This is a genomic window from Chromatium okenii, assembly GCF_002958735.1.
Classification (GTDB): Bacteria; Pseudomonadota; Gammaproteobacteria; order Chromatiales; family Chromatiaceae; genus Chromatium; species Chromatium okenii_A.
This window is the reverse complement of record NZ_PPGH01000035.1, coordinates 568,559-589,849: the sequence shown is the minus strand read 5'-3', so window position 1 is coordinate 589,849 and position 21,291 is coordinate 568,559. Positions and strand designations below refer to the sequence as shown.

21 protein-coding genes and 1 pseudogene are annotated in these 21,291 nt (G+C 53.1%); 7 read left to right on the top strand and 15 right to left on the bottom strand.

Annotation, left to right across the window (positions count from 1 at the left end):
* Positions 1-12: 12 nt before the first annotated feature.
* The 4 genes from trxB to CXB77_RS23850 are packed head-to-tail and all read left to right on the top strand — an operon-like array spanning position 13 to position 2,492.
* Positions 13-1,011 (top strand): thioredoxin-disulfide reductase, encoded by a 999-nt coding sequence (gene trxB, locus CXB77_RS11120; RefSeq protein ID WP_105073924.1) that lies wholly within the window; start codon positions 13-15, stop codon positions 1,009-1,011.
* Between the two features lie 19 nt (positions 1,012-1,030).
* Positions 1,031-1,729, top strand: coding sequence for a leucyl/phenylalanyl-tRNA--protein transferase (gene aat, locus CXB77_RS11115; protein WP_105073923.1), 699 nt, complete (start codon positions 1,031-1,033; stop codon positions 1,727-1,729).
* Entirely contained in the window at positions 1,726-2,091 is a 366-nt protein-coding gene (locus tag CXB77_RS23855) for a hypothetical protein (RefSeq protein ID WP_197711040.1), read from the top strand. Before aat ends, CXB77_RS23855 begins: the two co-directional genes overlap by 4 nt.
* A gap of 17 nt (positions 2,092-2,108) precedes the next feature.
* On the top strand, positions 2,109-2,492 hold the full coding sequence (locus CXB77_RS23850; RefSeq protein ID WP_197711039.1) for a hypothetical protein: 384 nt from the start codon (positions 2,109-2,111) through the stop codon (positions 2,490-2,492).
* Between the two features lie 45 nt (positions 2,493-2,537).
* Here CXB77_RS23850 and CXB77_RS11105 read toward each other — a convergent pair whose 3' ends face one another.
* From CXB77_RS11105 to CXB77_RS11075, 7 genes are read right to left on the bottom strand one after another with little or no spacing between them, the layout of a single operon-like run.
* Complete coding sequence (locus tag CXB77_RS11105; RefSeq protein ID WP_105073922.1) at positions 2,538-3,347, bottom strand: TOBE domain-containing protein; 810 nt, start codon at positions 3,345-3,347, stop codon at positions 2,538-2,540.
* Positions 3,348-3,376: 29 nt separating this feature from the next.
* Positions 3,377-3,880, bottom strand: a complete 504-nt coding sequence (locus CXB77_RS11100; protein ID WP_105073921.1) for a disulfide bond formation protein B — start codon at positions 3,878-3,880, stop codon at positions 3,377-3,379.
* On the bottom strand, positions 3,880-4,206 hold the full coding sequence (locus CXB77_RS11095; RefSeq protein WP_105073920.1) for a DUF190 domain-containing protein: 327 nt from the start codon (positions 4,204-4,206) through the stop codon (positions 3,880-3,882). The genes CXB77_RS11100 and CXB77_RS11095 overlap by 1 nt, the downstream gene beginning before the upstream one ends.
* A 19-nt stretch (positions 4,207-4,225) precedes the next feature.
* Positions 4,226-4,846, bottom strand: coding sequence for a response regulator transcription factor (locus CXB77_RS11090; protein WP_105073919.1), 621 nt, complete (start codon positions 4,844-4,846; stop codon positions 4,226-4,228).
* Complete coding sequence (locus CXB77_RS11085; protein ID WP_105073918.1) at positions 4,843-6,300, bottom strand: M48 family metalloprotease; 1,458 nt, start codon at positions 6,298-6,300, stop codon at positions 4,843-4,845. The genes CXB77_RS11090 and CXB77_RS11085 overlap by 4 nt, the downstream gene beginning before the upstream one ends.
* Positions 6,297-6,905, bottom strand: coding sequence for a DedA family protein (locus CXB77_RS11080; protein ID WP_105073917.1), 609 nt, complete (start codon positions 6,903-6,905; stop codon positions 6,297-6,299). Before CXB77_RS11080 ends, CXB77_RS11085 begins: the two co-directional genes overlap by 4 nt.
* Positions 6,906-6,909: 4 nt before the next feature.
* The gene (locus tag CXB77_RS11075) at positions 6,910-8,421 is read right to left on the bottom strand and encodes an amino acid permease (RefSeq protein ID WP_242445641.1); all 1,512 of its coding nucleotides are present in this window, start codon (positions 8,419-8,421) and stop codon (positions 6,910-6,912) included.
* Positions 8,422-8,516: 95 nt separating this feature from the next.
* Between CXB77_RS11075 and hemC the strand changes: the two genes are divergently transcribed.
* Entirely contained in the window at positions 8,517-9,446 is a 930-nt protein-coding gene (gene hemC, locus CXB77_RS11070) for a hydroxymethylbilane synthase (RefSeq protein ID WP_105074057.1), read from the top strand.
* Positions 9,447-10,202, top strand: coding sequence for a uroporphyrinogen-III synthase (locus CXB77_RS11065; protein WP_105073916.1), 756 nt, complete (start codon positions 9,447-9,449; stop codon positions 10,200-10,202).
* Positions 10,203-10,211: 9 nt separating this feature from the next.
* On the opposite strand, the gene CXB77_RS11060 is transcribed toward CXB77_RS11065, so the two are convergent.
* The 7 genes from CXB77_RS11060 to CXB77_RS11040 form a co-directional block, all read right to left on the bottom strand.
* Positions 10,212-11,933 (bottom strand): ATP-binding SpoIIE family protein phosphatase, encoded by a 1,722-nt coding sequence (locus CXB77_RS11060; RefSeq protein ID WP_105073915.1) that lies wholly within the window; start codon positions 11,931-11,933, stop codon positions 10,212-10,214.
* Positions 11,927-12,538 (bottom strand): ATP-binding protein, encoded by a 612-nt coding sequence (locus tag CXB77_RS21905; protein WP_242445640.1) that lies wholly within the window; start codon positions 12,536-12,538, stop codon positions 11,927-11,929. Before CXB77_RS21905 ends, CXB77_RS11060 begins: the two co-directional genes overlap by 7 nt.
* On the bottom strand, positions 12,529-13,683 hold the full coding sequence (locus tag CXB77_RS21900; protein WP_242445639.1) for a PP2C family protein-serine/threonine phosphatase: 1,155 nt from the start codon (positions 13,681-13,683) through the stop codon (positions 12,529-12,531). The genes CXB77_RS21905 and CXB77_RS21900 overlap by 10 nt, the downstream gene beginning before the upstream one ends.
* Positions 13,684-13,695: 12 nt before the next feature.
* Positions 13,696-15,966 carry a hybrid sensor histidine kinase/response regulator gene (locus CXB77_RS21895; protein WP_242445638.1) on the bottom strand — a complete coding sequence of 757 codons (2,271 nt, stop codon included), beginning with the start codon at positions 15,964-15,966 and terminating at the stop codon, positions 13,696-13,698.
* On the bottom strand, positions 15,900-17,771 hold the full coding sequence (locus tag CXB77_RS21890) for a PAS domain S-box protein (RefSeq protein WP_242445637.1): 1,872 nt from the start codon (positions 17,769-17,771) through the stop codon (positions 15,900-15,902). The genes CXB77_RS21895 and CXB77_RS21890 overlap by 67 nt, the downstream gene beginning before the upstream one ends.
* Positions 17,772-17,840: 69 nt before the next feature.
* Positions 17,841-18,941, bottom strand: a complete 1,101-nt coding sequence (locus CXB77_RS11045) for an HD domain-containing phosphohydrolase (protein ID WP_242445636.1) — start codon at positions 18,939-18,941, stop codon at positions 17,841-17,843.
* An 89-nt stretch (positions 18,942-19,030) separates the two neighbouring features.
* A complete protein-coding gene (locus CXB77_RS11040; protein ID WP_105073913.1) occupies positions 19,031-19,879 on the bottom strand; it encodes a PA4780 family RIO1-like protein kinase in 849 nt (282 codons plus the stop codon).
* A 166-nt stretch (positions 19,880-20,045) separates the two neighbouring features.
* Between CXB77_RS11040 and CXB77_RS11035 the strand changes: the two genes are divergently transcribed.
* Positions 20,046-20,996: a protochlorophyllide oxidoreductase gene (locus tag CXB77_RS11035; RefSeq protein ID WP_105073912.1), complete on the top strand. Its 951-nt coding sequence runs from the start codon at positions 20,046-20,048 to the stop codon at positions 20,994-20,996.
* Positions 20,997-21,005: 9 nt separating this feature from the next.
* On the opposite strand, the pseudogene CXB77_RS11030 reads toward CXB77_RS11035, so the two are convergent.
* Positions 21,006-21,283 (bottom strand): annotated as a pseudogene (locus CXB77_RS11030) (RnfH family protein).
* Between the last annotated feature and the right edge of the window lie 8 nt (positions 21,284-21,291).

Below are 21,291 nucleotides of genomic sequence, written 5' to 3'. Positions count from 1 at the left end.
ATCCTCATTGCCATGACTGAAACCAAACATTGCCAATTGCTCATTCTTGGCTCCGGCCCGGCGGGATATACCGCAGCGGTTTACGCTGCCCGTGCCAATCTCAAGCCGGTGCTGGTGACGGGATTGGAACAAGGCGGTCAATTGATGACCACCACCGAGGTCGATAATTGGCCCGGCGATCCTGACGGTGTGCACGGCTCCGAGCTGATGGAGCGGATGCGCCGTCACGCCGAACGCTTTGATACAGAAATCATTTTTGATCACATCAACGCCGCAGATTTGGCGCATCGTCCGTTTCGTTTGACTGGCGATTCGGCGGTTTACACCTGCGACGCGCTCATCATTGCGACCGGCGCGAGTGCGCAATATCTCGGTTTACCTTCAGAGCAGGAATTTCGCGGGCGCGGCGTATCAGCCTGCGCGACCTGCGACGGTTTCTTTTATCGTAATCAAAAGGTTGCTGTGATCGGCGGCGGCAATACGGCAGTCGAAGAAGCGTTGTATTTATCCAACATTGCCTCGGAAGTGATTTTGGTGCATCGCCGCGATGCGCTGCGGGCGGAAAAGATTTTGCAGCAGCAGATTCTCGAAAAAGCTGCGACCGGCAATATCCGGCTGGCGTGGCATCACACGCTGGACGAAATCCTCGGCGATGCAACTGGTGTGACCGGTATGCGCATTAAAAGCACGCTGGATGGCTCCACCCAAGATATTGATTTGCAAGGCGTGTTTATTGCGATTGGTCATCATCCGAATACGCAGTTGTTCACCGGGCAATTGGCGATGGTCAACGGTTATCTGAGTGTGCAAGGTGGCGCTCAGGGCAACGCGACTGCGACTTCAGTGCCCGGCGTGTTTGCGGCTGGCGATGTGATGGATCAGGTCTATCGTCAGGCGATTACCTCAGCGGGCAGCGGCTGCATGGCGGCGCTCGATGCGGAGAAATATCTGGAAATGCTGGCGCTGGAACAATCCCAGCTTGTAGCGTTAAAAGAAGCAAAAGCGGTCTAACGTTTTCATTTCAAAGCAAATGCTGGCGCTCCTCGATCCTCACGATCCGACTGCATTTCCGCATCCCGATCAGGCGCTGCGCGAACCCAACGGTTTGCTCGCGGTAGGCGGCGATCTCAGCGTGACTCGCCTACATCACGCCTATCGACACGGCATTTTTCCGTGGTTCAGTCCCGGCGATCCGCTGTTGTGGTGGTCGCCCGATCCGCGTTTGGTGCTATTTCCCGATCAAGTGCATATTTCACGCAGTCTGGCAAAACGTTTGCGACAACAACGGTTTACCCTCAGTTTTGATGTTGCGTTTGCGCGAGTGATTCGCAGTTGCGCTGCGCCGCGTGATGAAGATGGCGGAACCTGGCTGGTGCCGGAAATGATTGCTGCGTATGAAAATCTGCATCAGCACCATCTCGCGCATTCGGTTGAAGTCTGGCGCGGCGAGCAATTAGTTGGCGGGTTGTATGGCGTGGCAATTGGGCGCGTTTTTTTCGGTGAATCAATGTTCAGCCGCGTGAGCGATGCGTCAAAAATTGCGCTGGTGCATCTGTGTCAACAACTGGCGGAGTGGGAATTTGGCGTGATTGATTGCCAGATGCAGACTGCGCATTTGCAGCGCATGGGCGCAGTCACAGTGCCACGAGCGACTTTTTTGACACTGCTCGACCAGTTTTCTCCGCTGCCGGGACGATTGACGCGTTGGAATGGTGAATCAGTGCGATGAATCAAGACACGGCTCGTCACTTTGCGCTGTATCTCACCGAGGCACATTCCTGCGTCTATCTCACAGACCAGTTGAGCCGCACCTTATTCGTTGATCCGCACGCGCTTATGGATGGTTTTAGCTATCAAGCGTTGATTAACAAAGGATTTCGACGCAGCGGCGCACACGTTTATCGTCCACATTGTGACCATTGCAACGCCTGCGTTCCGGTGCGTATTCCCGTTGCAGCGTTTCAGCCGAACCGTTCACAACGCCGCAATTGGCAGCGCAACGTCGCCGCAATCACCAGTGTCGATACGCCAGCGTGTTCAATTCGCGCATTTCGATTTGTATTGCCGTTATCTCGCAGCGCGTCATCCTGACGGAGATATGGCGGAAGATGCCAGCGCCGAAAATTATCGAATTTTTTGGTGAGCCTTGGGGTGGAGTCACCCGCTTTATTGAATTTTGGTTGGCAGATCAACTGATTGGCGTCGCTGTTACCGATCAATTGGAATACGGACTATCGGCGGTTTACACCTTTTTTGATCCTGAAATTGCCGAGCGAGCGCCCGGCGTGTTTGCCATTCTCACGCAAATTGAACTGGCACGGCGGCTGGCGCTGCCTTATCTGTATCTCGGTTATTGGATTCGAGATTGCCAAAAAATGGCTTACAAAACGCGGTTTCAGCCGATCGAAGCGTGGAACGGTCTGGATTGGCAAATTTTGCTCCACCAAAAAAAGCCCCCTTTGAAAAAAGAACCTCCGCAAAGCCCCCTTTGAAAAAGGGGGTTGGGGGGATTTATCAAAACAGGTAGTTGAGAAGATTTAATTATCCACGCCGATAATCACTGCCGAAGCCGGAAAACAAGCGCAGGCAGCATCACCATCGCAAATGTGCTGTTGATTGAGTTGCGCAGTCGTCATCAACCCGCGAATCGTCACGCCAGACGGCAATGCAATCACCACTTCAGTCGATTCTTCGCCGCAAATAATGCGCTGCACAACGCCACATAATTGATTGATTGTGCTTGGCAATTCTGGATTTGGTGCACGATGAATACTCACTGCCACTGCTTTAATCAACGCCCACACTTGACGATTGGGATACAGACGCAGCAATTCCACGCTCTCATTGGTGACGCCGACGCTAATCTGCATTCCGCCTTGAATTTCCAGCACAACTTCAGCATCAACCGTGCGCATGGTGACGGCAATCACTTTTCCAATCAGTTGGTTACGCGCACTGGTGCGCATTGCCAGCCGCTGTAGCAGCGCCAGCGCCGCCGCAGAATCGCCAAGCGTGGCGTTAATCCCGTCGAGAAAACGAGCGTATTCAGCGGCAATGGCATGATAAACGGTGATTAACTGCCGACCTTCTTCGGTCAGTCGCGTTCCGCCGCCACCGCGTCCACCAGTGGCAGTTTCTACCACCGGCGCAGGCGCGATGTTATTCATTGTATCCACTGCATCCCACGCTGCTTTGTAACTGATTTTTAAGGATTTTGCGGCTTGGGTAATCGAACCACGCTCGGCGATTTGCTCCAATAACGCGATGCGTTCTTTACCGAGAAGTCCGCCTTCGCTGATGTTGAACCAGAATTGCCCACCAATGTGGAGCGGCGTTGATTTAGGCATAGCAGTTGACCGATTCAGCAACGTTGATTTCAAACCAAGTGGCGCGTTTTACTTTGCCACCACGCCCACAGCGCCAGCGCCAGTGCTCCGCTGAACACCAGCCCAGCCAGATTTGCCAGTGATAATCCGAAGATCACCAGCCCACGATCTTCGCAAAAACCGCTGGCTAAAAAGAGTGCTGGCACTTTTTCACCAAGCCATTCAATCAGTTGTTCGAGAAGATTCGGCTGTCCGCCCACGCAGGATACGGTGTCTGCGGGTTGCCATTGCAGCCAGCTTTGATATGCCGCAACGCTTGCGCCGCTGGCAGACACGACGATGAAGAGTAGTCCGGCAAACGTCGTTAACTGCGCTATTCCGCTGGCGGTGAGGATGGCCAGCAGCGCCAGCACCATGAACAGTAATCGTTGAAAAATGCAGAGATAACAAGGATCAAGATCGAACCACGGCGTTAAAATAATGCTCGCTGCTGCGACCGTAGCCGTGATGACTGCCAGCAGCAGCCAGAGTGCTCGTGTTGAGATTCGGCGCATCACGGCAGCAGCTCCGCAGTAAATCCCGCCGTGACGGGAACGCGCAGATAAAACAGATTCAACTGCTGCGCCGCGAGATGCGTCAAGAAACGATCTGCTTCATCATCCGTAATGACAAAACCCACTTCAACTGGCACATCGCCAGCCAATTCAAAAAAATGCTCTTCGTGCAACCGCCCGTGACGACCGAAACCCGCCAGCGCCCGAAATGCCGAACCGCCGTGTAAACCGAAACTCTGCGCTTCTTCGAGCAGCCATTCGTACACCAACCGATGCCGATGGCGGCGATTTTCGGCGACGTAAAATTTGAGAAAACATCCGTTCATTCACTTAAATCCTCAGCGTTTACAGCGCCGTTTCTGGTGCGACCAGCAGCGCCATCCGCACCAATTCCGCCAGCGATTCCGCCCGCATTTTTTCCATCACTCGCGCTCGATGCGCTTCCACTGTTTTGGCACTGACACCGAGCGCAGCGGCAATTTCGCGGTTTGACAATCCATCAGTCACCATCGTCATCACCTCGTGCTCACGCGGCGTCAATTCCGCCAACCGCATGGCAATCTCAGCGCGAACGACATGGCTGGCGCGATTTTTTTGATCAAAATCTAAGGCTTGATGAATGCTGCGGAGCAAATCCTCATCGTGAAACGGCTTTTCAATAAAATCCAACGCGCCAGCTTTCATCGCTTTTACCGCCATCGCTACATCGCCATGACCAGTAATCAGAATCACCGGCAGCCGATAGCCCTGACGCGTGAGATAACTCTGCAATTCCAAACCTGTCATGCCCGGCATACGCACATCCAGCAATAAACAGCCTGCTCGCCCCGGCGCATAATCAGCCAGAAAAACATCTGCTGATTCAAACGTTTGTACGGTAAGACCCGTCGATTCAATCAGCCACTGTAGCGAAGTGCGCATGGCTTGATCGTCATCGACCACAAACACGGTTGCATCCGTTGTCATTGATTTTTATCCCGTTTTTTCTGCATTTGCCGTTCCTCTTGCCATGTTTCCAAACGTGCCTGAATTCGCGCTGCATCGTGATACGGCAATTTTGGCTGGCGCAAGGCAATCTCAAGCTGGCGAATCGCTGCCTTTACATCGCCCTCGGCATAATGCTTTTCGGCCCGAAACCGATGCGTTGCGGCTTGATTCCCGGTCTTCATCGCCGCCTGTTCCAGCAAATCGTAAAGCACCGCGAGACCGGGGCGCTGGCGCTCGACGGCAGTGAGTTCGTCCAATGCCAACTGCGGTTGGTTATTGGCCAGCAATGCCTCCGCATAAGCCACCCGCAGCGGCCAGACATCAGGCGTGTGCGCAAGTGCCTGTTTCAATTGTGCCAGCGCCGCTGCCGGGTGTTGCTGCGCCAACTGCAACCGCGCTGCGAGAATGATGAATTCCGCTTGCTGCGGAGACGCTGCCAGCAATTTGCTGATTTCCGTCTGCGCCTCGGCGAACTGGTGCGCCCGCAGCAGCGCCAGCGCATAACCGTAACGTTCCGCAATTTCGCTGCGATACCGTCCCTCGCGCAAACTGTCTCGAAAATACGTCACTGCCAGTTCCGAGCGGCGGTAACTGCGTTCGCGCAGTCGCGCCCGCACCAGTTGAAACCGCAAACTGTCTGGGCGCTGATGTGCGCCAAATTCATCCGCACGACTGAGCGCATCGGCGATGCGATTACTGGTGACGGGATGGGTGCGCAGAAACTCCGGCGCGTGGTTGTCATACAGCCGCCCCGATTGCGCCAGCCGCCCGAAAAATCCCGCCATCGCGTGTGGATCGTAGCCCGCGTGGGCGAGCGTGGTGATGCCGAGGCGATCTGCTTCATTTTCGTTATCGCGGGTGAAGTTAATTTGCCGTTGCACGGTTGCAGCCTGAATTCCGGCAATGGCTGCCATGCCCGCATCGGGCGAGACCTGCGCACCGAGAATCGCGGCGGCTACCAACAGCGCCGTCGCGGGAATCGAAAATTGGCTTTGATCTTCAAAACCGCGCATCAGATGGCGCTGGGTGACGTGCGCGATTTCGTGGGCGATGACGCCCGCCAGCTCGCTCTCGGTTTCTGCGGCGAGAATCAACCCGCTGTAAACGCCGATATAACCGCCGGGCCCAGCGAAGGCGTTGACCACCGGCGCATCAATCAGGAAAAACGTGAACCCAGCGCTGGCTTGCTGATCGGCTGCCACCAGCGTATTGCCGAGCATTTCGAGATAACTGACCAGCAGCGGATCATCCAACACCGGCAGCGCAGTGCGGACGCTGCGCATAAACGCTTGACCGAGCCGCGTTTCTGCGCCAGTGGACAGCAGGCGGTCAGCGGAATTGCCGAGATCGGGAAGATTGAGCGTTTGCGCGGGCGGTTGACCGAGCCAGCACAGCGCCAACACGCTGCCGATGAACAACTGCTGGCGCATCATCTGGGCATATCCGCTGCGCGGCGTTGCCAGCGCACATAAACCGCCAGCGTGAGCACGACAAAGATCAGCACGGCAACTGTCACCAGCGGCAAATTTGCCTGTAATAATGCGGCGTTATCGCCGATGACATAACCCAGCAGCGTCAGTACCACCGACCAAATCCCTGCACCCAAACTGGTATAACCCGCGAAGGTGGCGACCGGCATTCGGCACAATCCGGCGGGCAATGAAATCAAATGGCGAATGCCGGGAATCAATCGCCCAGTGAAAGTAGAAATCGCGCCGTGCCGTGCAAAAAAAACGTCGGTTTTATTCAATAATGCTGGGCGCACAAAAAAATAACGCCCATAACGTTCCAGAAATGGTCGCCCCACCCAGAGCGCAAACCCGTAATTAATAAACGCTCCGGCAAGGCTGCCGAACGTTGATGCCAGTATGATGAGCATCAGATTCATTTGTCCCTGATACGCGAGATAACCGGCCGGAATTAACACCAATTCGCTGGGAACCGGTAACACGGTCGATTCCAACGCCATTAAAATGAAAATACCAGCGTAGCCCCAACCGTTAACCGTGACCAATAACCAATCAATCAATGTGTGCATGGGCTTATTCGCTCGCGGTGGCTAATAGGCTGTGCTGGCGCGAATAGAGAAAATAAATCGCTAATCCCAGCAGTAGCCAAATTAAAAAACGCAACCAAGTAATGAGCGGCAAATTCAACATCAATATAAAACAGGATGTTGCGCCCATTAATGGCACGATTGGCGACCACGGCGTTTTGAATGGACGCGGTAAATCAGGATGGGTGTAACGCAAACTGACCACGCCAATACACACTAAAAAGAATGCGGCTAAAGTGCCGATATTCACTAATTCAGCTACATCGCCAATCGGTGTTAATCCGGCGATAGTTGCCATCAATAGCCCACTGACCATAATCACTCGCGTTGGCGTATGGGTGCGCGGATTCACTTGTGCGAATAGTGGCGGTAATAAACCATCGCGGGACATGGCGAGAAATACTCGGGTTAATCCGTAATACAGCACCAGCATCACTGTTGTTAATCCGGCAATTGCGCCAGCGGCAATGACGCCCGCTGCCCACGGATAACCTAATCGCAACATGACATCCGCAACTGGTGAACCGACATTCAATGTTGGATAAGCGACTACTGCCGTCAGTAATCCGGCAACAATAATATAAATTAAGGTGCAAATGACTAATGAAGCCAAAATGCCAATTGGCAAATCACGCTGCGGATTGTGGGCTTCTTCGGCAGCAGTGGAGACTGCATCAAAGCCGACATACGCGAAGAAAATCAACGCTGCGCCGCCCATGACGCCGCTCCAGCCGAACGGCATAAATGGCGTCCAGTGTGCGGGTTCGACGTGAGATGCAGCGACGGCGATAAAAATGGTAATAGCCACCAGTTTGACGAACACCATTACGGCGTTGACGCGCACACTTTCGCGCACACCTAAACTTAATAATCCCGCCAAAATCAACACGATCAGCGTGGCGGGCAGATTCAGCCAACCGCCTTCTAGCGGGCCTTTCACCAGCACTTCTGGCAGCGCCAGCCCGACGGCAGCCAGCGCGTTGTTGACATAGGCTGACCAGCCAATTGCGACGGCGGACACTGCAACGCCGTATTCCAAAATTAAATCCCAGCCGATGATCCACGCGATGATTTCGCCCAAACCGGCGTAGCTGTAGCCATAAGCACTGCCGCAGCCGCCGACGGATGCTGCCAATTCTGCATAAGCCAACGCGCTGAAAGCACAAGCAATTCCGGCGATGACGTAAGACAAAATGATGGCGGGACCGGCTTGGGTCGCTGCGGCAACGCCGGTTAAAACGAAAATGCCCGCGCCGATGATCGCGCCGATACCCAGCAAGGTGAGATCAAACGGGCCGAGCACGCGCCGCAAGCCGTGGTTAGACAGAACGTGATCGGCGTTAATGACTTTGGTGCGCAGTAATTCGGAGGGGTGCATCAACGAAAACTCCGGGCGATTGAGAATCAAGGTGTTCAAACATTCTGCCATTGACGGCGCGTCGGTGCGATCCGGGTGATTCAGTTGGCAGTAACCCGCTTTTTTCCTGACAATTGCCAACTTTTTTTCCGACCGCGCTATGCCACAATCGCTTCCACGCGCTAACAGTGGTGCGCATCTCGCCGGTTTTCACCGAGTTATTTTTAGGAATCAACATGGTTAACAGTATTCGTATCGCAACCCGCAAATCTCCGCTGGCGCTGTGGCAGGCCGAGCACGTCGCCGCGCTGCTTAAAACGCTGCATCCCGAACTGGCGATTGAAATCATCGGCATGAGCACCAAAGGCGACCGCATTCTCGACGCGCCGCTGGCAAAAGTAGGCGGTAAAGGGTTGTTTGTGAAAGAGTTAGAGCAGGGAATGCTGGCGGGCGAGGCGGACATCGCGGTGCATTCGCTCAAAGATGTGCCGGTGGAATTTCCCGATGGGCTGTATTTGGCGGTGGTGATGGAGCGCGAAAATCCGCACGACGCTTTTGTATCGAATCAATATGCCGATTTTGCTGCGCTGCCGCACGGCGCTTGCGTCGGCACGTCCAGTCTGCGCCGCCAATGTCAACTTGCTGATTTACGTCCAGATTTGCGCATCGAACCGCTGCGCGGCAACGTCAACACGCGGCTAGCAAAACTCGACGCTGGCGATTACGACGCGATCATTCTCGCCGCTGCCGGATTGATTCGTTTGGGTTTTGAAGAGCGCATTCGGGCGCACATCGCGCCAGCCGTCAGTTTGCCCGCTATCGGTCAGGGCGCGATCGGCATTGAATGTCGCTGCAACGATCCGCGCATCGAAGCGTTAATTGCGCCGCTGCATCATCCCGAAACCGCCGACCGCGTGCTGGCGGAACGGGCAATGAATCTGCGGTTGCACGGCGGTTGCCAAGTGCCAATTGCCGGTCATGCCGTGATTGATGGCGACCAGTTGCTGCTGCGCGGTTTGGTGGGAACGCCGGACGGCACCCGCATTCTTCGGGCGGAAAGTGCCGGATTGCGCAGCGATGCAGTGGCAATTGGAACGCAGGTTGCTGACGCGCTGCTGGCGCAGGGCGCGGGCGAGATTTTGAGCGCCTTGGCGGAGCAGCACTAAATGAGTGCGCCCTGTGATCTGAGTGGACGCGGCGTGTTGGTCACGCGCCCCGCTGCGCAAGCTGAACCGCTGTGTCAGTTAATCACAGCGGCTGGTGGACGGGCGATTCGGTTTCCGACCATTGCGATTGCACCAGTGGCGACGCCGCAAACCGCCGCACTGTTGGCGGAAACGTGGGATGTGCTGTATTTCGTCAGTCCCAACGCAGTGGAACAGGCGCTGGCGCAGGTTCCCGACGGACGCTGGGCGCAGGTGAAACACGTTGCAGCAGTTGGGCGCGGCACGGCGCGAGTGCTCACTGCTGCCGGTCGTGCGCCGGATTTAGTGCCGAATGACCGCTACGAAAGCGAGGCGCTGTTGGCCATGCCGGAGCTGGCGGACATGCGCGGGCAGCGGGTGTTGATCGTGCGCGGCGAAGGCGGACGGGCGTTGTTTGCTGACACGCTCACTGCTCGCGGCGCGACGGTGCACTTTGCGGAGGTGTATCGCCGCGTTCAACCGGACGTTGATTCCGCGCCGTTGCTGGCGCGGTGGGCGGATGACGTGGCGGTGGTGATGGCGACCAGCGACGAGGTGTTGCTGAATTTGGCAGCGATGCTCGGCGCAGCAGGAAAGGCGCAGTTGTTGCGAACGCCGCTGGTGGTGATTGCCGAACGCACCGCGCTGACGGCGCAGAAGCTAGGATTTAAGGTGGTGAAAGTTGCAGCGCGGGCAGAAGATGCAGCGATCGTGCAAGCAGTGTGTGAATTGCTCTAAACCGTTGGTTTACCAACGATAAACCGCTTCCACCACGCGCCCTTGATCGTGATACGTCAGTGATTCGCACAGTTGGCGCACCAGCGCGATGCCGCGTCCCCACGGACGCGCCGCTGCCAGCGCAATGTTCGGATCGCTGAGTTGCCAATCGGTGACATCAAAACCCGTGCCACTGTCGCGGAAACGAATGTGAATATGACCGCCCACGGCATTGGGTTTGTAGTTGATTTCTAAACGAATACAGCCCAAACAACCGGCACTGAGTGAATCCGCCCGCCGTTCGTAGTACACCTCAAATCCGTCAGGTGCGGATTTGAGACTGGAAGGCAGTTTGAGAATGCCGTGCTCCAGCGCATTGGAATAGAGTTCAGCAACGATGGTTTCTAGCGCGACGAGATGCGCGTCGAGACCGTCGAGCAATCCCAATGGACGCAACATTGCATCGACCGAGCGCAGATTGCCGAGATGTTCATCGCGCAGTTCAATCGCCCAATTCCATCCGCCATTGACCGCCCGCTGCACCGTTGCTTGTGGCGCAGTGAACAGACTGCAATTGAGCGGAATTTCCACGACTGCGATGTCATCGGCTTGCTCGGTATTCAGGCAATGAGTATCAAGTGCTTCAATCATCTTAGAAAACACCGTGTCTGCATGTTGCCAAGCGTTTATCGTGGGACGAAATCCAGCATTTTCAAAGGGAATGCCGTCACGATTTTGCGCTTCCAGTAAACCATCACTAAACATCAATAAACTGTCGCCAGCTTGAAGGGCGTGCTGGCGCAATCCGGCGCTGTCAGGCAATTCCGGCAAAATGCCGAGCGGCAGCGCGTGAGAGGTCAATTCGTGCAATCCGTCTTGAGTACGCAACCATGCACTCGGCAAACCGCCATTCCACCAGTGCAGTATTTGCCCGTCACCGGGAATCGACACCAAACAGGCAGCCATAAACCGCTCAATCGGCAGCAATTGATAGAGTTTGCGATTCAGTTCGGCGAGGATTTCTGCATCTTCAACACCTTTGCGCGTCATCGCATGAAACGCATCGGCAACCGGTAGCGCCGCCACTGCTGCCGCTAATCCGTGACCGGTGAAATCACCGAGCAACACGCGCAGTCCGCCATCGGGCAGATGCTGGGTCAACACCAAATCGCCGCTGAACATTGCTGCCGGACGCAGCAACAATCCCAATTGATCGGTGGCGACGTTGCGGTTTTTAATCGCTCGACTAAAAATCCGCTCTGCCAGCGCCTGCTCTTCATCTTCACGCTCCAATAATTCCAGCAACGGCAAATGCTCTGCTGCAACATGGCGCTGTAGGTCGCGCATTCGCTCCATCGCAAAAATCCGCGCCCGCAGCAGTCCGTGGTTGTATGGTTTAGTCAGGAAATCATCACCGCCAGCTTCAATTCCGCGCAACAGGGAATCTTCATCTTGCAGCGCCGATTGAAAAATTACCGGCACAAAATTCAATTTGGTCAAGGCTTTAATCTGGCGCGTTGCCTCAAAACCGTCCATGCACGGCATCAGCGCGTCCATAAACACGAGGTCAATCTGTGGATGCAGAGCAGCAAATTGCACCACCGCTTCTTTACCATCACGAGCGCTCTCAGTACGAAAACCTTCGTGCTGTAACATCCTCGCCAGCAGATGACGACTGATCGGATCGTCATCAACCACTAGAGCGCAACCGCGCCAGCCCATTGGTTTTTCTACTGATGCGTTCTTTACCATCGATAGACTGCCTCAACCTCAGTGCCGTAATTGGTATAGGTTAGGCTTTCGCACAGATCACGCACCATCGCAATGCCGCGCCCCCACGGACGCATCGCATCCTGCGGCAAAGCGAATACTTCGGCGTCACAAAAACCGCGCCCGCTGTCGGTGACGCGAATCCGCACACAATGCCCCGGCGCTTCCGCGTCATAAGTCAAAGTCAACGTTAAACGTCCATCGCCAGCCGTTGTCAATCGGCGCTCGCGCTCGCGGTAATAGCTATCAAAACCTTCAGGAGTCGCTTTCAACGCTGAATCCAATCCCAAAATGCCGTGTTCCAGCGCGTTGGAATAAAGTTCGGTGACGATGGTTTCCAACACGCCCGCGTGCATTTCAATACTTTCCAACAGCCCCAGCGGACGCAATGCCGTAATTAACGAGGGCTGATTGGCGAGGCGGTCGTCTTCAAGTGTCAATGACCACTGCCAACTGCTGCCGCTGGTGGGATTGGATTCCTGATCTAAGGTTGCGAACAGCTTGTCATTCAAAGGAATTTCCAGAATAGCAATGTCATCTGCTTGTGTGCTGCCGGCACTGTGCGCATCCAACGCAGTTAACAACACTGGCAGAATTGGCTCGCCATACGCCCAGCGTCGAGAATCTTGCGGAATCCTGCATCTTCAAACATTTGCCCTTGGGCATTGCACGCCTCCAGCAAGCCGTCACTCATCACTAACAGCCGATCTTCGCGCTGAATCCGAATGCGCTGCGGTATTTCCCGCGTCGCCAATTCCGCCAGAATGCCGAGTGGCAGCGCGTGTGATGCCAGCTCGTGTAAACCGCTCGCGTTACGCAGCCACACGCTGGGCATTCCGCCATTCCACCAGCGCAACTCTTCGCCGTTGCCGCTGATAGAAATCAAACAGGCAGCGAGAAACCGATCTGGCGGCAGGATTTGATGCAGCTTGTGGTTGATTTCTGCCAACACTCGCGTGTCATCAACGCCTTTGCGTGCTGTGGCATGAAACGCATCAGCAACCGGCAATGCGCCAATCGCAGCGGCTAATCCGTGACCGGTGAAATCGCCGAGCAAAATGCGCAGTCCGCCATCGGGCAAATGCTGGGTTAATACCAAATCACCGTTAAACACAGTTGCGGGACGTTGCGCCAAGCTGAGTTGCTCCATCGACACATTGCGATTGGTGACTGCGCGATTCCATACCCGCTCCGCCAAAATCTGTTCCTCGCGGCGGCGTTCCAGCAATTCCGCCAGTGCATAACGACGCGTAGTGATGGTGCGTTGCAAATCGCGCATTCGTTCCACCGCCACAATCCGCGCCCGCAGCACCTGCGGATTAAATGGCTTGGTCAGAAAATCATCGGCGCCTGCTTCGGTGCAACGCATCAAAGCGTTTTTGTTAATCAAGGCAGTCAAAATGATGATCGGAACAAAGCTAACATTTGATAAAGACTTGATTTGTTTAGTTGCTTCGCAGCCATCCATGCCTGCCATGAGGATGTCCATAAACACGATGTCGGGCGGATCAGCGATGAAGCTGACTAGCGCAGCCGCCCCATCCGCTGCTTCGCGGATGTGAAAACCTTCGTGCCTAAGCATCGTCGTCAACAGGAGTCGATCTGAAGGCGAATCATCGACAACGAGCGCCGATCCACGGCAAGGTGGAGACGCAGGCGGTGGCGCACCGAGCCAACGTTCAGAATGTGGTGCTTCTAATGGATGAGCGGGAATTGAGAGCGCCATAAACATCTGAGTATCGTGTTAACTGTTCAGCCAAGCCTGAAGCTGAATTTTAAGTTGTTGAAAATCTTGCTCAATGAGCTGCGTCATCCGTTGATATTCCGCTACATCAGTGCCGGTATCGCTGTAGATTTCCAGATTTCCAGCGGAATCCTCAAGCTGACACGCTGAGATATTTGCAGCTAACCCTTTAATTGCATGGGATTTTAAGCTCGCCTCAGCTAAAAGGTTATGTTCCACTGCCGTGCGCAGTTCTGCGATGCGTACTGGCGTGTCCAACAAAAATTGGTCGATGACTTCCCGCGCAATTTCTGGGTCATTCATCACGCGCCCTAAAAAATCGGTGATGTCGAAAATGGGGCGTTGAAATCCCCCCAACCCCCCTTTTGCAAAGGGGGGCTTTTCAGAGTCTGTTGCTGAGGGGGGCTTTTCCTCTTCCTTGAGCAAAGGGGGCTGGGAGGCTTTGTTGATGGGCGTTTCATCTTCCTTCCCTCTTTGCAAAAGTGGGGCTGCGGGGGATTTAATTTTCTCCAGCTGCGCAGCAATCGTGCTTGCCAATTCAACAGGTTGCACTGGTTTGGACAGATACGCATTCATTCCTGCATCCAAACAACGCTGCTCATCACCCAGCATCGCCAAGGCGGTCATCGCAATAATCGGCATCTGTTGATTGAGCGGTCCCACATCGCCACGACGCAGCCGTCGCGCTACTTCAAATCCATCCAATTCAGGCATCTGTCCGTCAAGCAGCATCAAATCGTAATGCGTGTGGCTCAGGCGCTCCAACGCTTCCCAGCCGTTGCTGGCAGTGTCGATGTGGCGATAACCGAGTTTTTGCAAAATGCCCCGCGCCACAATTTGATTGGTGAGATTGTCATCGACTAACAAAATGCGAATTGCCGAAGTGAACGCATTCACCGCTGAGATTTCAGCAGCTTGCGTCAAAATTTGGTGACTCAACAGTGCTGGCGCAGCGTCTGGCTCTGGCGCGACACCCAGCACTTGCACCAAACATTCATACAACCGCTGTTTACGCACCGGCTTGGTGAGATGCGCAGCAAATCCGGCTTGCGTCATGCGCTCGGCATCGTCACCGCGCTGTAGCAGCGAAGTCAACAAAATCAAGCGAGTATGACGCAGAGTTGTTTCAGATTTAATCATCTGTCCCAGTTGCAAGCCGTCAAGCGTCGGCATTTTGATGTCGAGCAGCGCCACTGCGAACGGCGCTTGTTCCGACGCAGCTTGGCGCATTAACCGCAACGCATCTTCCGCCTGCGCAGCTTCGGTCGTGACGCAACCCCAAGCGCGGAGCAACGTCGCCAGCAGCAGCCGATTGGTGGCGTGATCGTCCACCAGCAGCACCGGCAACCCTTTTAAGATGTCGGTATGTTGTTCCTCAGTCGCCTCTGCCGACAGCGGCGGACATTCAAATTCGGCAGTAAACCAAAATTGCGATCCCTCGCCGATGGTGCTGTCCACGCCGATTTGCCCATTCATCAATTCAACCAACTGCTTGGCAATCGCTAAACCCAAGCCCGTACCGCCAAAGCGCCGGGTGGTGGAGCTGTCTAATTGATTGAACGCTTTGAATAAATTGCCGCGCTGATCGGCAGCAATGCCGATGCCGGAATCGTGCACTTCAAAGCGCACCAGTGCCCGCTGTGCACTTTTCTGCATCAGCGCCACACGAATTCCGACTTCACCAAAGCTGGTGAATTTAATGGCATTTCCCATCAGATTGATGATGATCTGGCGCAGATAACGCGGATCGCCGCGCAGCAGCTGCGGCACTGCTGGATCAATCTGATAAGTCAATTCCAGATTCTTTTTCTGCGCGTTAAATGCCAGCATTTCCAGCACATCTTCCAGCGCGACCCGTGGATCAAAATCGAGCATTTCAAGTTCGAGTTTGCCAGCTTCGATTTTGGAAAAATCGAGAATGTCGTTAATCAACACCAGCAAATTTTCACCACTATCACGCACGATCTCGGCCAAACGCCGCTGCTCGTGGGTCAATTCGGTATCGAGCAGCAAGCCGATAATGCCGATGACGCCGTTCATTGGTGTGCGGATTTCGTGGCTCATGTTGGCGAGAAACTGACTTTTCGCCTGCGTGGAGGCTTCCGCTCGCACCAGCGCCTGATCCAATTCTCGATTTTGGCGTTCCATTTGTCGGGCGTAATGCTGCATCTTTTGTTCGGAACGTTTGCGTTCGCCGATGTCTTTCACGCCACCATAAATGTGCCAATGTCCGCCTTCTTTGGAGCACGCTGATTGGTGATTTCGACCCACGCAGTGCCACCATCGCGGCGGCGCAAGCGCAGTTGGCAGGTGGAAATGGCGTTGGTTTCTGCGTCGGCATCCAACAGATTCAGCGCATGAAGATCAAACAATGCGCGATCTTCCAGCACCACCAAACGCCGCCATGTTCCCATCGCCACAATCGCCGCAGCGGAATGACCGGTGATTGCCTCCACCGCACCATTCACCCAATCCAGTCGATAGCGATTCGAACCAACTTCGATGCAGGAATAAGCGATGTCCGACATCAGCATCGACAACCGCCGAAACCGCTGCTCGCTCACGCGCAACGCCTGTTCTACGCGACGCTGGCACACGATCCGCCAAATGGCGTTGGCAATGAGCTGAATTGTTTCGAGATCAAGATCAACGTAATCGCTCGCTTTATTGCCCAGCCCCGCAAGCATCTGCACCCGTCCGCCATCCATCACCGGAATGGTGACAAAACGGGTCAACGGCAGGTGATGTGGCGGCAATTCCAGTTTGGTATCGTAGGTTGAATAGTCATTACAAACAAAGGGCTGGCGCTGCAACATCGCTGCATCCCAGAGATTACAACTGGTCACGAGTGAATGCAGTTCCGCCGCTGGCAGCCGCCGTCCTCGCGCCAAAGTCGCCCGCGACCACGTGACAATTTCTGCGTCATTGTGTTGATGATCGTGAATGAGTTGTACAAAGCCGAGGTCACTGGCAGTTAATACTGCTGCCAATTCCAAACCATAACGAATCAATGATATTTCATTTAATTCATCTGCTGCCAGATGTAATTCAAGCAATGATTCGGAACGGCGCTTTTGCAAATCCATTAAGATTTCGGCTTGCTGGCGCACCGTAATATCACGATTGACGCCACGTCGCCCTTGATAGGTTTCATCAATGTCATACACCGGGCGACATAAATGCTCAATCCAACGCATTTCGCCATCCGGTCGAAACAGCCGTAAAATCAACCGCTCCGGTTTTAGCGTGGTTGCTTGTTCACTATGACTAAAGACTTCTTGAATATGCGCTTGCCACTGCGCTAAATCATCAGGATGAATAAGATCATCCATCAACTTATTATTAGCAACAAAGGCTTCTGGTGGATGACCACACACCGCTTCACAGGCTGGCGAGACATAAAGATAACGCCCTTCAGGATCGCGCCAATAATCCCAATCAGTGGAATAATCCGCCAGCATTCGATAGCGGGTTTCACTCTCGCGCAATCGCGCATAGGTACTGCGTAAATCCTGTTCTTGACGCAATCGCTCTGTTAAATCTGTCACCGTGCAAATTAAATGATCCGCACCATCATTTTCAGCCGGTAAACGCGCCACGCGGAGTTCACCTTGAAAGCTCCCTCCATCAGTGGTTAAGAAATGAATAAGAATAGGTTCATTAACATTATTTGCCCATGCGTGACGCAGCATATTATCCAACTGTTCATCAGAAGATTTACTGACTAAACGTGGTAAATAGTGTTTACGCAAATGATGATGCTGCAAACCAAATAACCGATTGGCAGCTTCATTGGTCATTAAAATTAATCCGCCGCGCTCAACCACCAATACCGGTTGTGGAATTGCCGAAAACAACACGGTATAGCGATTTGCAGTGCGCTCCGCTGCCGCTTGCGTCACACGCAATTCGGCATTTTGCAATTCAAGTTCGGCTTGATAGATGCGCAGATTTTCATTGAGTTCAACAAGGTCTATATCACCCTGTGTGATACCTTTTCCAATCCAATCAAAAGTGCCTCGCTCGAGCGCCTGCCGAGCCCGCGCTTGAATATCATCTTCGCTAGAGTTGCTCAAGGGTTTAGCCGCCGTTGCTAAGTTGTGATTGAAATTTAAATTCTAAGCGTATTAAGCACAAATTAAATGCTAATTTGTCGATGCTTGTTGATTGCCCGCACTGTCAAGTTTAATCACTGCATGGCGTGAATGTGCGGCATCAGAAAAGCGGTTGCGAATGTTAAGAATTTCAGAAACTAATTGTAGAAAAACCGCAACTATACTGGGATCAAAATGTTTACCGCTTTGTTCTCGAATTAAATCAAGTGCTGCATCAACTTCCCACGCTTTTTTATAGGGACGCTCTGAAGTGAGCGCATCAAATACATCGGCGAGCGCCACAATTCGCCCCGAAATTGGAATGGCGTTTTCCGCTAAACCCAGTGGATAACCGCTGCCATCCCATTTTTCGTGATGGGTTAGCGCAATTTCTCGTGCCATTTGCAGTAATTCAGAATCATCGCCACTGAGAATATCACCACCAATACTGGCGTGCTTTTGCATAATTAGCCATTCTTCAGGCGTTAATTTGCCGGGCTTTAATAGAATGCGATCGGGAATACCAATTTTGCCAACATCGTGCATCGGGCTGGCATGAAGCATGATTTCACATTGATCATTATTCCAACCAAGATGTCGCGCTAATAATGCAGAACTGTGACTCATGCGTAAAATATGTTGACCCGTTTCATTATCGCGGTATTCCGCTGCGCGACCTAATCGCTGCACCACTTGTAAACGTGTTTCTCGAATTTGATGGGTGCGTTCTTGTACAATGCGTTCTAATACATCTTTTTGATCATAAAGCATTTTATGTGCTAAACGCACATCAAGCATATTGCGCACTCGTGCAGCAACTTCAGCTTGATCAAAGGGTTTACGAATAACGTCATGTGCACCAGATTCTAATGCCCGCAACATTTCGCCGCGCCCATGCCGTGCTGTTAGTACCAGAATTGGTGGCATGAGCGGGTCTTGCAATGCAGAGAGTTGTTCAATCACATCAAAACCAGTGAGATGCGGCATTTGAATATCCAATAGAATTAAATCTGTTGGCGCTGCTTGATATGCAGCCATCACCTCGCAGGAATCTTGAATTAACACGATGTCGGAATAACCAGACGCTTGCAACAGGCGTTTCATTAAAATAAGGCTGGTGCGTTCATCATCGACGACAAGAATGCGTGCCATTCCGCGTGTTGTATGGTTGATTGTGCTGGGGCTAAACATACGTCACTCATGGGTTTTAAAACTGATTACGAATTGGTCAAACGCTGGTTTTAATCTTCTTGCGTTTGTGCCTGTATTCGTCGCATTGCATCTTCACGAGCATCGTTGATTTCACGCAAAACGCTGTCAAGATCAACGGTTTTGTGCTGACCTTTGAAATGTCCAGTCAGTTTAATTTCCGGCGTTAAATTGCCGCTTTCGTACAGATGCCAGATTTCTTTACCATAACTGGTGGTGAGTAATTCTGGGGCAAATTGTCCAAAATATGCCGCTAAATTATTCACATCACGCTCCAGCATTCGCGGTGCATGATTATTCGCAGCGGCATCGACTGCCTGCGGTAAATCAATAATCACTGGTCCTTGTGCGTCAATTAGGATATTGAATTCCGATAGATCGCCATGTACCAAACCACCGCAGAGCATTTTAACGACTTCGGCAATTAAGCGATCATGGTAATTAATCGCCTGTTCTGGCGTTAATTCAAGATCATTTAAGCGTGGTGCTGCAACTCCATCTGCATCGGTGATAAGCTCCATCAATAATACGCCATCAATGAAATGATAAGGCTGCGGAACGCGGACACCAAAGGCAGCTAAACGATACAGTGCGTCAACTTCAGTATTTTGCCAGACATCTTCTTGTTCTTTGCGACCATAGCGTGTGCCTTTTTCCATCGCACGAGCTTGTCGACTATTACGCACTTTGCGTCCTTCTCGATATAACGCTTGTTTATGAAAGCCGCGTTGATTTGCATCTTTATACACTTTAGCGCAGCGAATGAAGCCCTCTGATTGCACGACATAAACCGCAGCTTCTTTACCGCTTTTTAATGGACGAATAACTTCGTCTATTAGACCATCTTGTAATAGTGGTTCGAGACGTTTGGGGATTTTCATTGTTGTCTATTTCTAAATAACCGACTGGCGCTGCTGATGTCAAAGAATGCCATGAAACCCGCCAAATGACCGAGTTTCCACCGTATTTGTGACCAAGATAGCGATTTTGCCAAGCCCTCTGCCTATCGCCATAATCCCCGCGATTCAAGTGCAAAAATCAAGACCGATGATTAAAAACAACACGCCTGACCCGTATGTGACACTTTGGAACCGTTGTGAAGCATGGTTTTTAGAACACTTGCAGGACTGTATGAATGGCGACGATTTCACCGAATACCAGAGTTTTCGCCACAACGCAGACACGCACATTCGCGCTCGGTCGCGGCTGTATCAGGGCGAAAAACTCGATCGCGTGATGGTGCATCAATACAGCCTGAAAGCTGGGCGCAGCGGTCTGGTGATTTTCGGTTATCCGCGTGTCGAGTACGCAATTCCCTGTTTTTTATTACATATCGGCGGAATGCCACCAGCGCGAACGCTGTTGATTTTGGATTTAGCACCGATTGATCCTGCGCTCGATATGACGCCTTTTCAAACGGTGGCGGCGCAGCAGCGAGCTGTGCTGGGACTGCCGGAGACGCAGGTCGAATGGTTGCAGTCTGTCACCTCGCCGCACCTTTTATATTGTCCACTTAAACCATTGGAACCTGAGCAGTTTTTCGCAACTTTCACCGCAACGATTGAGACGTGGCGCTCGGCCTACATTGAACCGGCGCAACGCGACACGAATGCAGCGGCAGTGCAACGGCGCAGTGCCGCGATTGTGGAACTCAAACGAGTGTTGTTGCGTAACGATCCAGCATTTCCGGTGTTTACCCGCGCTTTTGGTCAGAGCATGTCAGACGTGTTTGCTGAAGCCGCGTTTGGCGGCAATCCCGGAGTGACGATTGCCGAGGCAGTAGAACCGCTGCCCGTGCCGGGCAGTTGGATCAATAAAAAATTGGGCGTCAGTTGGAACGCCGATGCGCAGGAACGCATACATGAAGCGCCAGCATTTTTACGTCCGATCATTCGGCGCATCATCGAAAAAGAGGCAGTCAAAGAAGAAATCACTGTGGTAACGCTGGAACTGGTGTTGCGCTGCGAGAAAAAATATCGCAGCGGCATGGAGTTATAAGCTGCGGCATCAATCGTCGGCGTCTGACCCGCGATCACGGCGAACGGCAGTTTTCGGATCAGCGGTAATCGGGCGATAAATTTCGATGCGCTGACCGTCGCTAATCTCCGCATCAAGCGCAGTGATTTTTCCGAAGATGCCGACTTTATTTACGGTCAAATCAATGTCTGGAAACTGCGCCAGCAACCCAGAACGCTCAATCGCCTCAGCGACGGTGCTGCCGCTGGGCACATCCAGTTTCACCAAGTCTTTTTGAATTTGTCTGCGTAAGCAACGCCGATTTGCATGTTGGATG

Coding starts and splice junctions, on each gene's coding strand:
- trxB (WP_105073924.1), top strand. CDS start 13: ATGACTGAAACCAAACATTGCCAATTGCTCATTCTTGGCTCCGGCCCG.
- aat (WP_105073923.1), top strand. CDS start 1,031: ATGCTGGCGCTCCTCGATCCTCACGATCCGACTGCATTTCCGCATCCC.
- CXB77_RS23855 (WP_197711040.1), top strand. CDS start 1,726: ATGAATCAAGACACGGCTCGTCACTTTGCGCTGTATCTCACCGAGGCA.
- CXB77_RS23850 (WP_197711039.1), top strand. CDS start 2,109: ATGCCAGCGCCGAAAATTATCGAATTTTTTGGTGAGCCTTGGGGTGGA.
- CXB77_RS11105 (WP_105073922.1), bottom strand. CDS start 3,347: ATGCCTAAATCAACGCCGCTCCACATTGGTGGGCAATTCTGGTTCAAC.
- CXB77_RS11100 (WP_105073921.1), bottom strand. CDS start 3,880: ATGCGCCGAATCTCAACACGAGCACTCTGGCTGCTGCTGGCAGTCATC.
- CXB77_RS11095 (WP_105073920.1), bottom strand. CDS start 4,206: ATGAACGGATGTTTTCTCAAATTTTACGTCGCCGAAAATCGCCGCCAT.
- CXB77_RS11090 (WP_105073919.1), bottom strand. CDS start 4,846: ATGACAACGGATGCAACCGTGTTTGTGGTCGATGACGATCAAGCCATG.
- CXB77_RS11085 (WP_105073918.1), bottom strand. CDS start 6,300: ATGATGCGCCAGCAGTTGTTCATCGGCAGCGTGTTGGCGCTGTGCTGG.
- CXB77_RS11080 (WP_105073917.1), bottom strand. CDS start 6,905: ATGCACACATTGATTGATTGGTTATTGGTCACGGTTAACGGTTGGGGC.
- hemC (WP_105074057.1), top strand. CDS start 8,517: ATGGTTAACAGTATTCGTATCGCAACCCGCAAATCTCCGCTGGCGCTG.
- CXB77_RS11065 (WP_105073916.1), top strand. CDS start 9,447: ATGAGTGCGCCCTGTGATCTGAGTGGACGCGGCGTGTTGGTCACGCGC.
- CXB77_RS11060 (WP_105073915.1), bottom strand. CDS start 11,933: ATGGTAAAGAACGCATCAGTAGAAAAACCAATGGGCTGGCGCGGTTGC.
- CXB77_RS21900 (WP_242445639.1), bottom strand. CDS start 13,683: ATGTTTATGGCGCTCTCAATTCCCGCTCATCCATTAGAAGCACCACAT.
- CXB77_RS11045 (WP_242445636.1), bottom strand. CDS start 18,941: ATGGCACGCATTCTTGTCGTCGATGATGAACGCACCAGCCTTATTTTA.
- CXB77_RS11040 (WP_105073913.1), bottom strand. CDS start 19,879: ATGAAAATCCCCAAACGTCTCGAACCACTATTACAAGATGGTCTAATA.
- CXB77_RS11035 (WP_105073912.1), top strand. CDS start 20,046: ATGATTAAAAACAACACGCCTGACCCGTATGTGACACTTTGGAACCGT.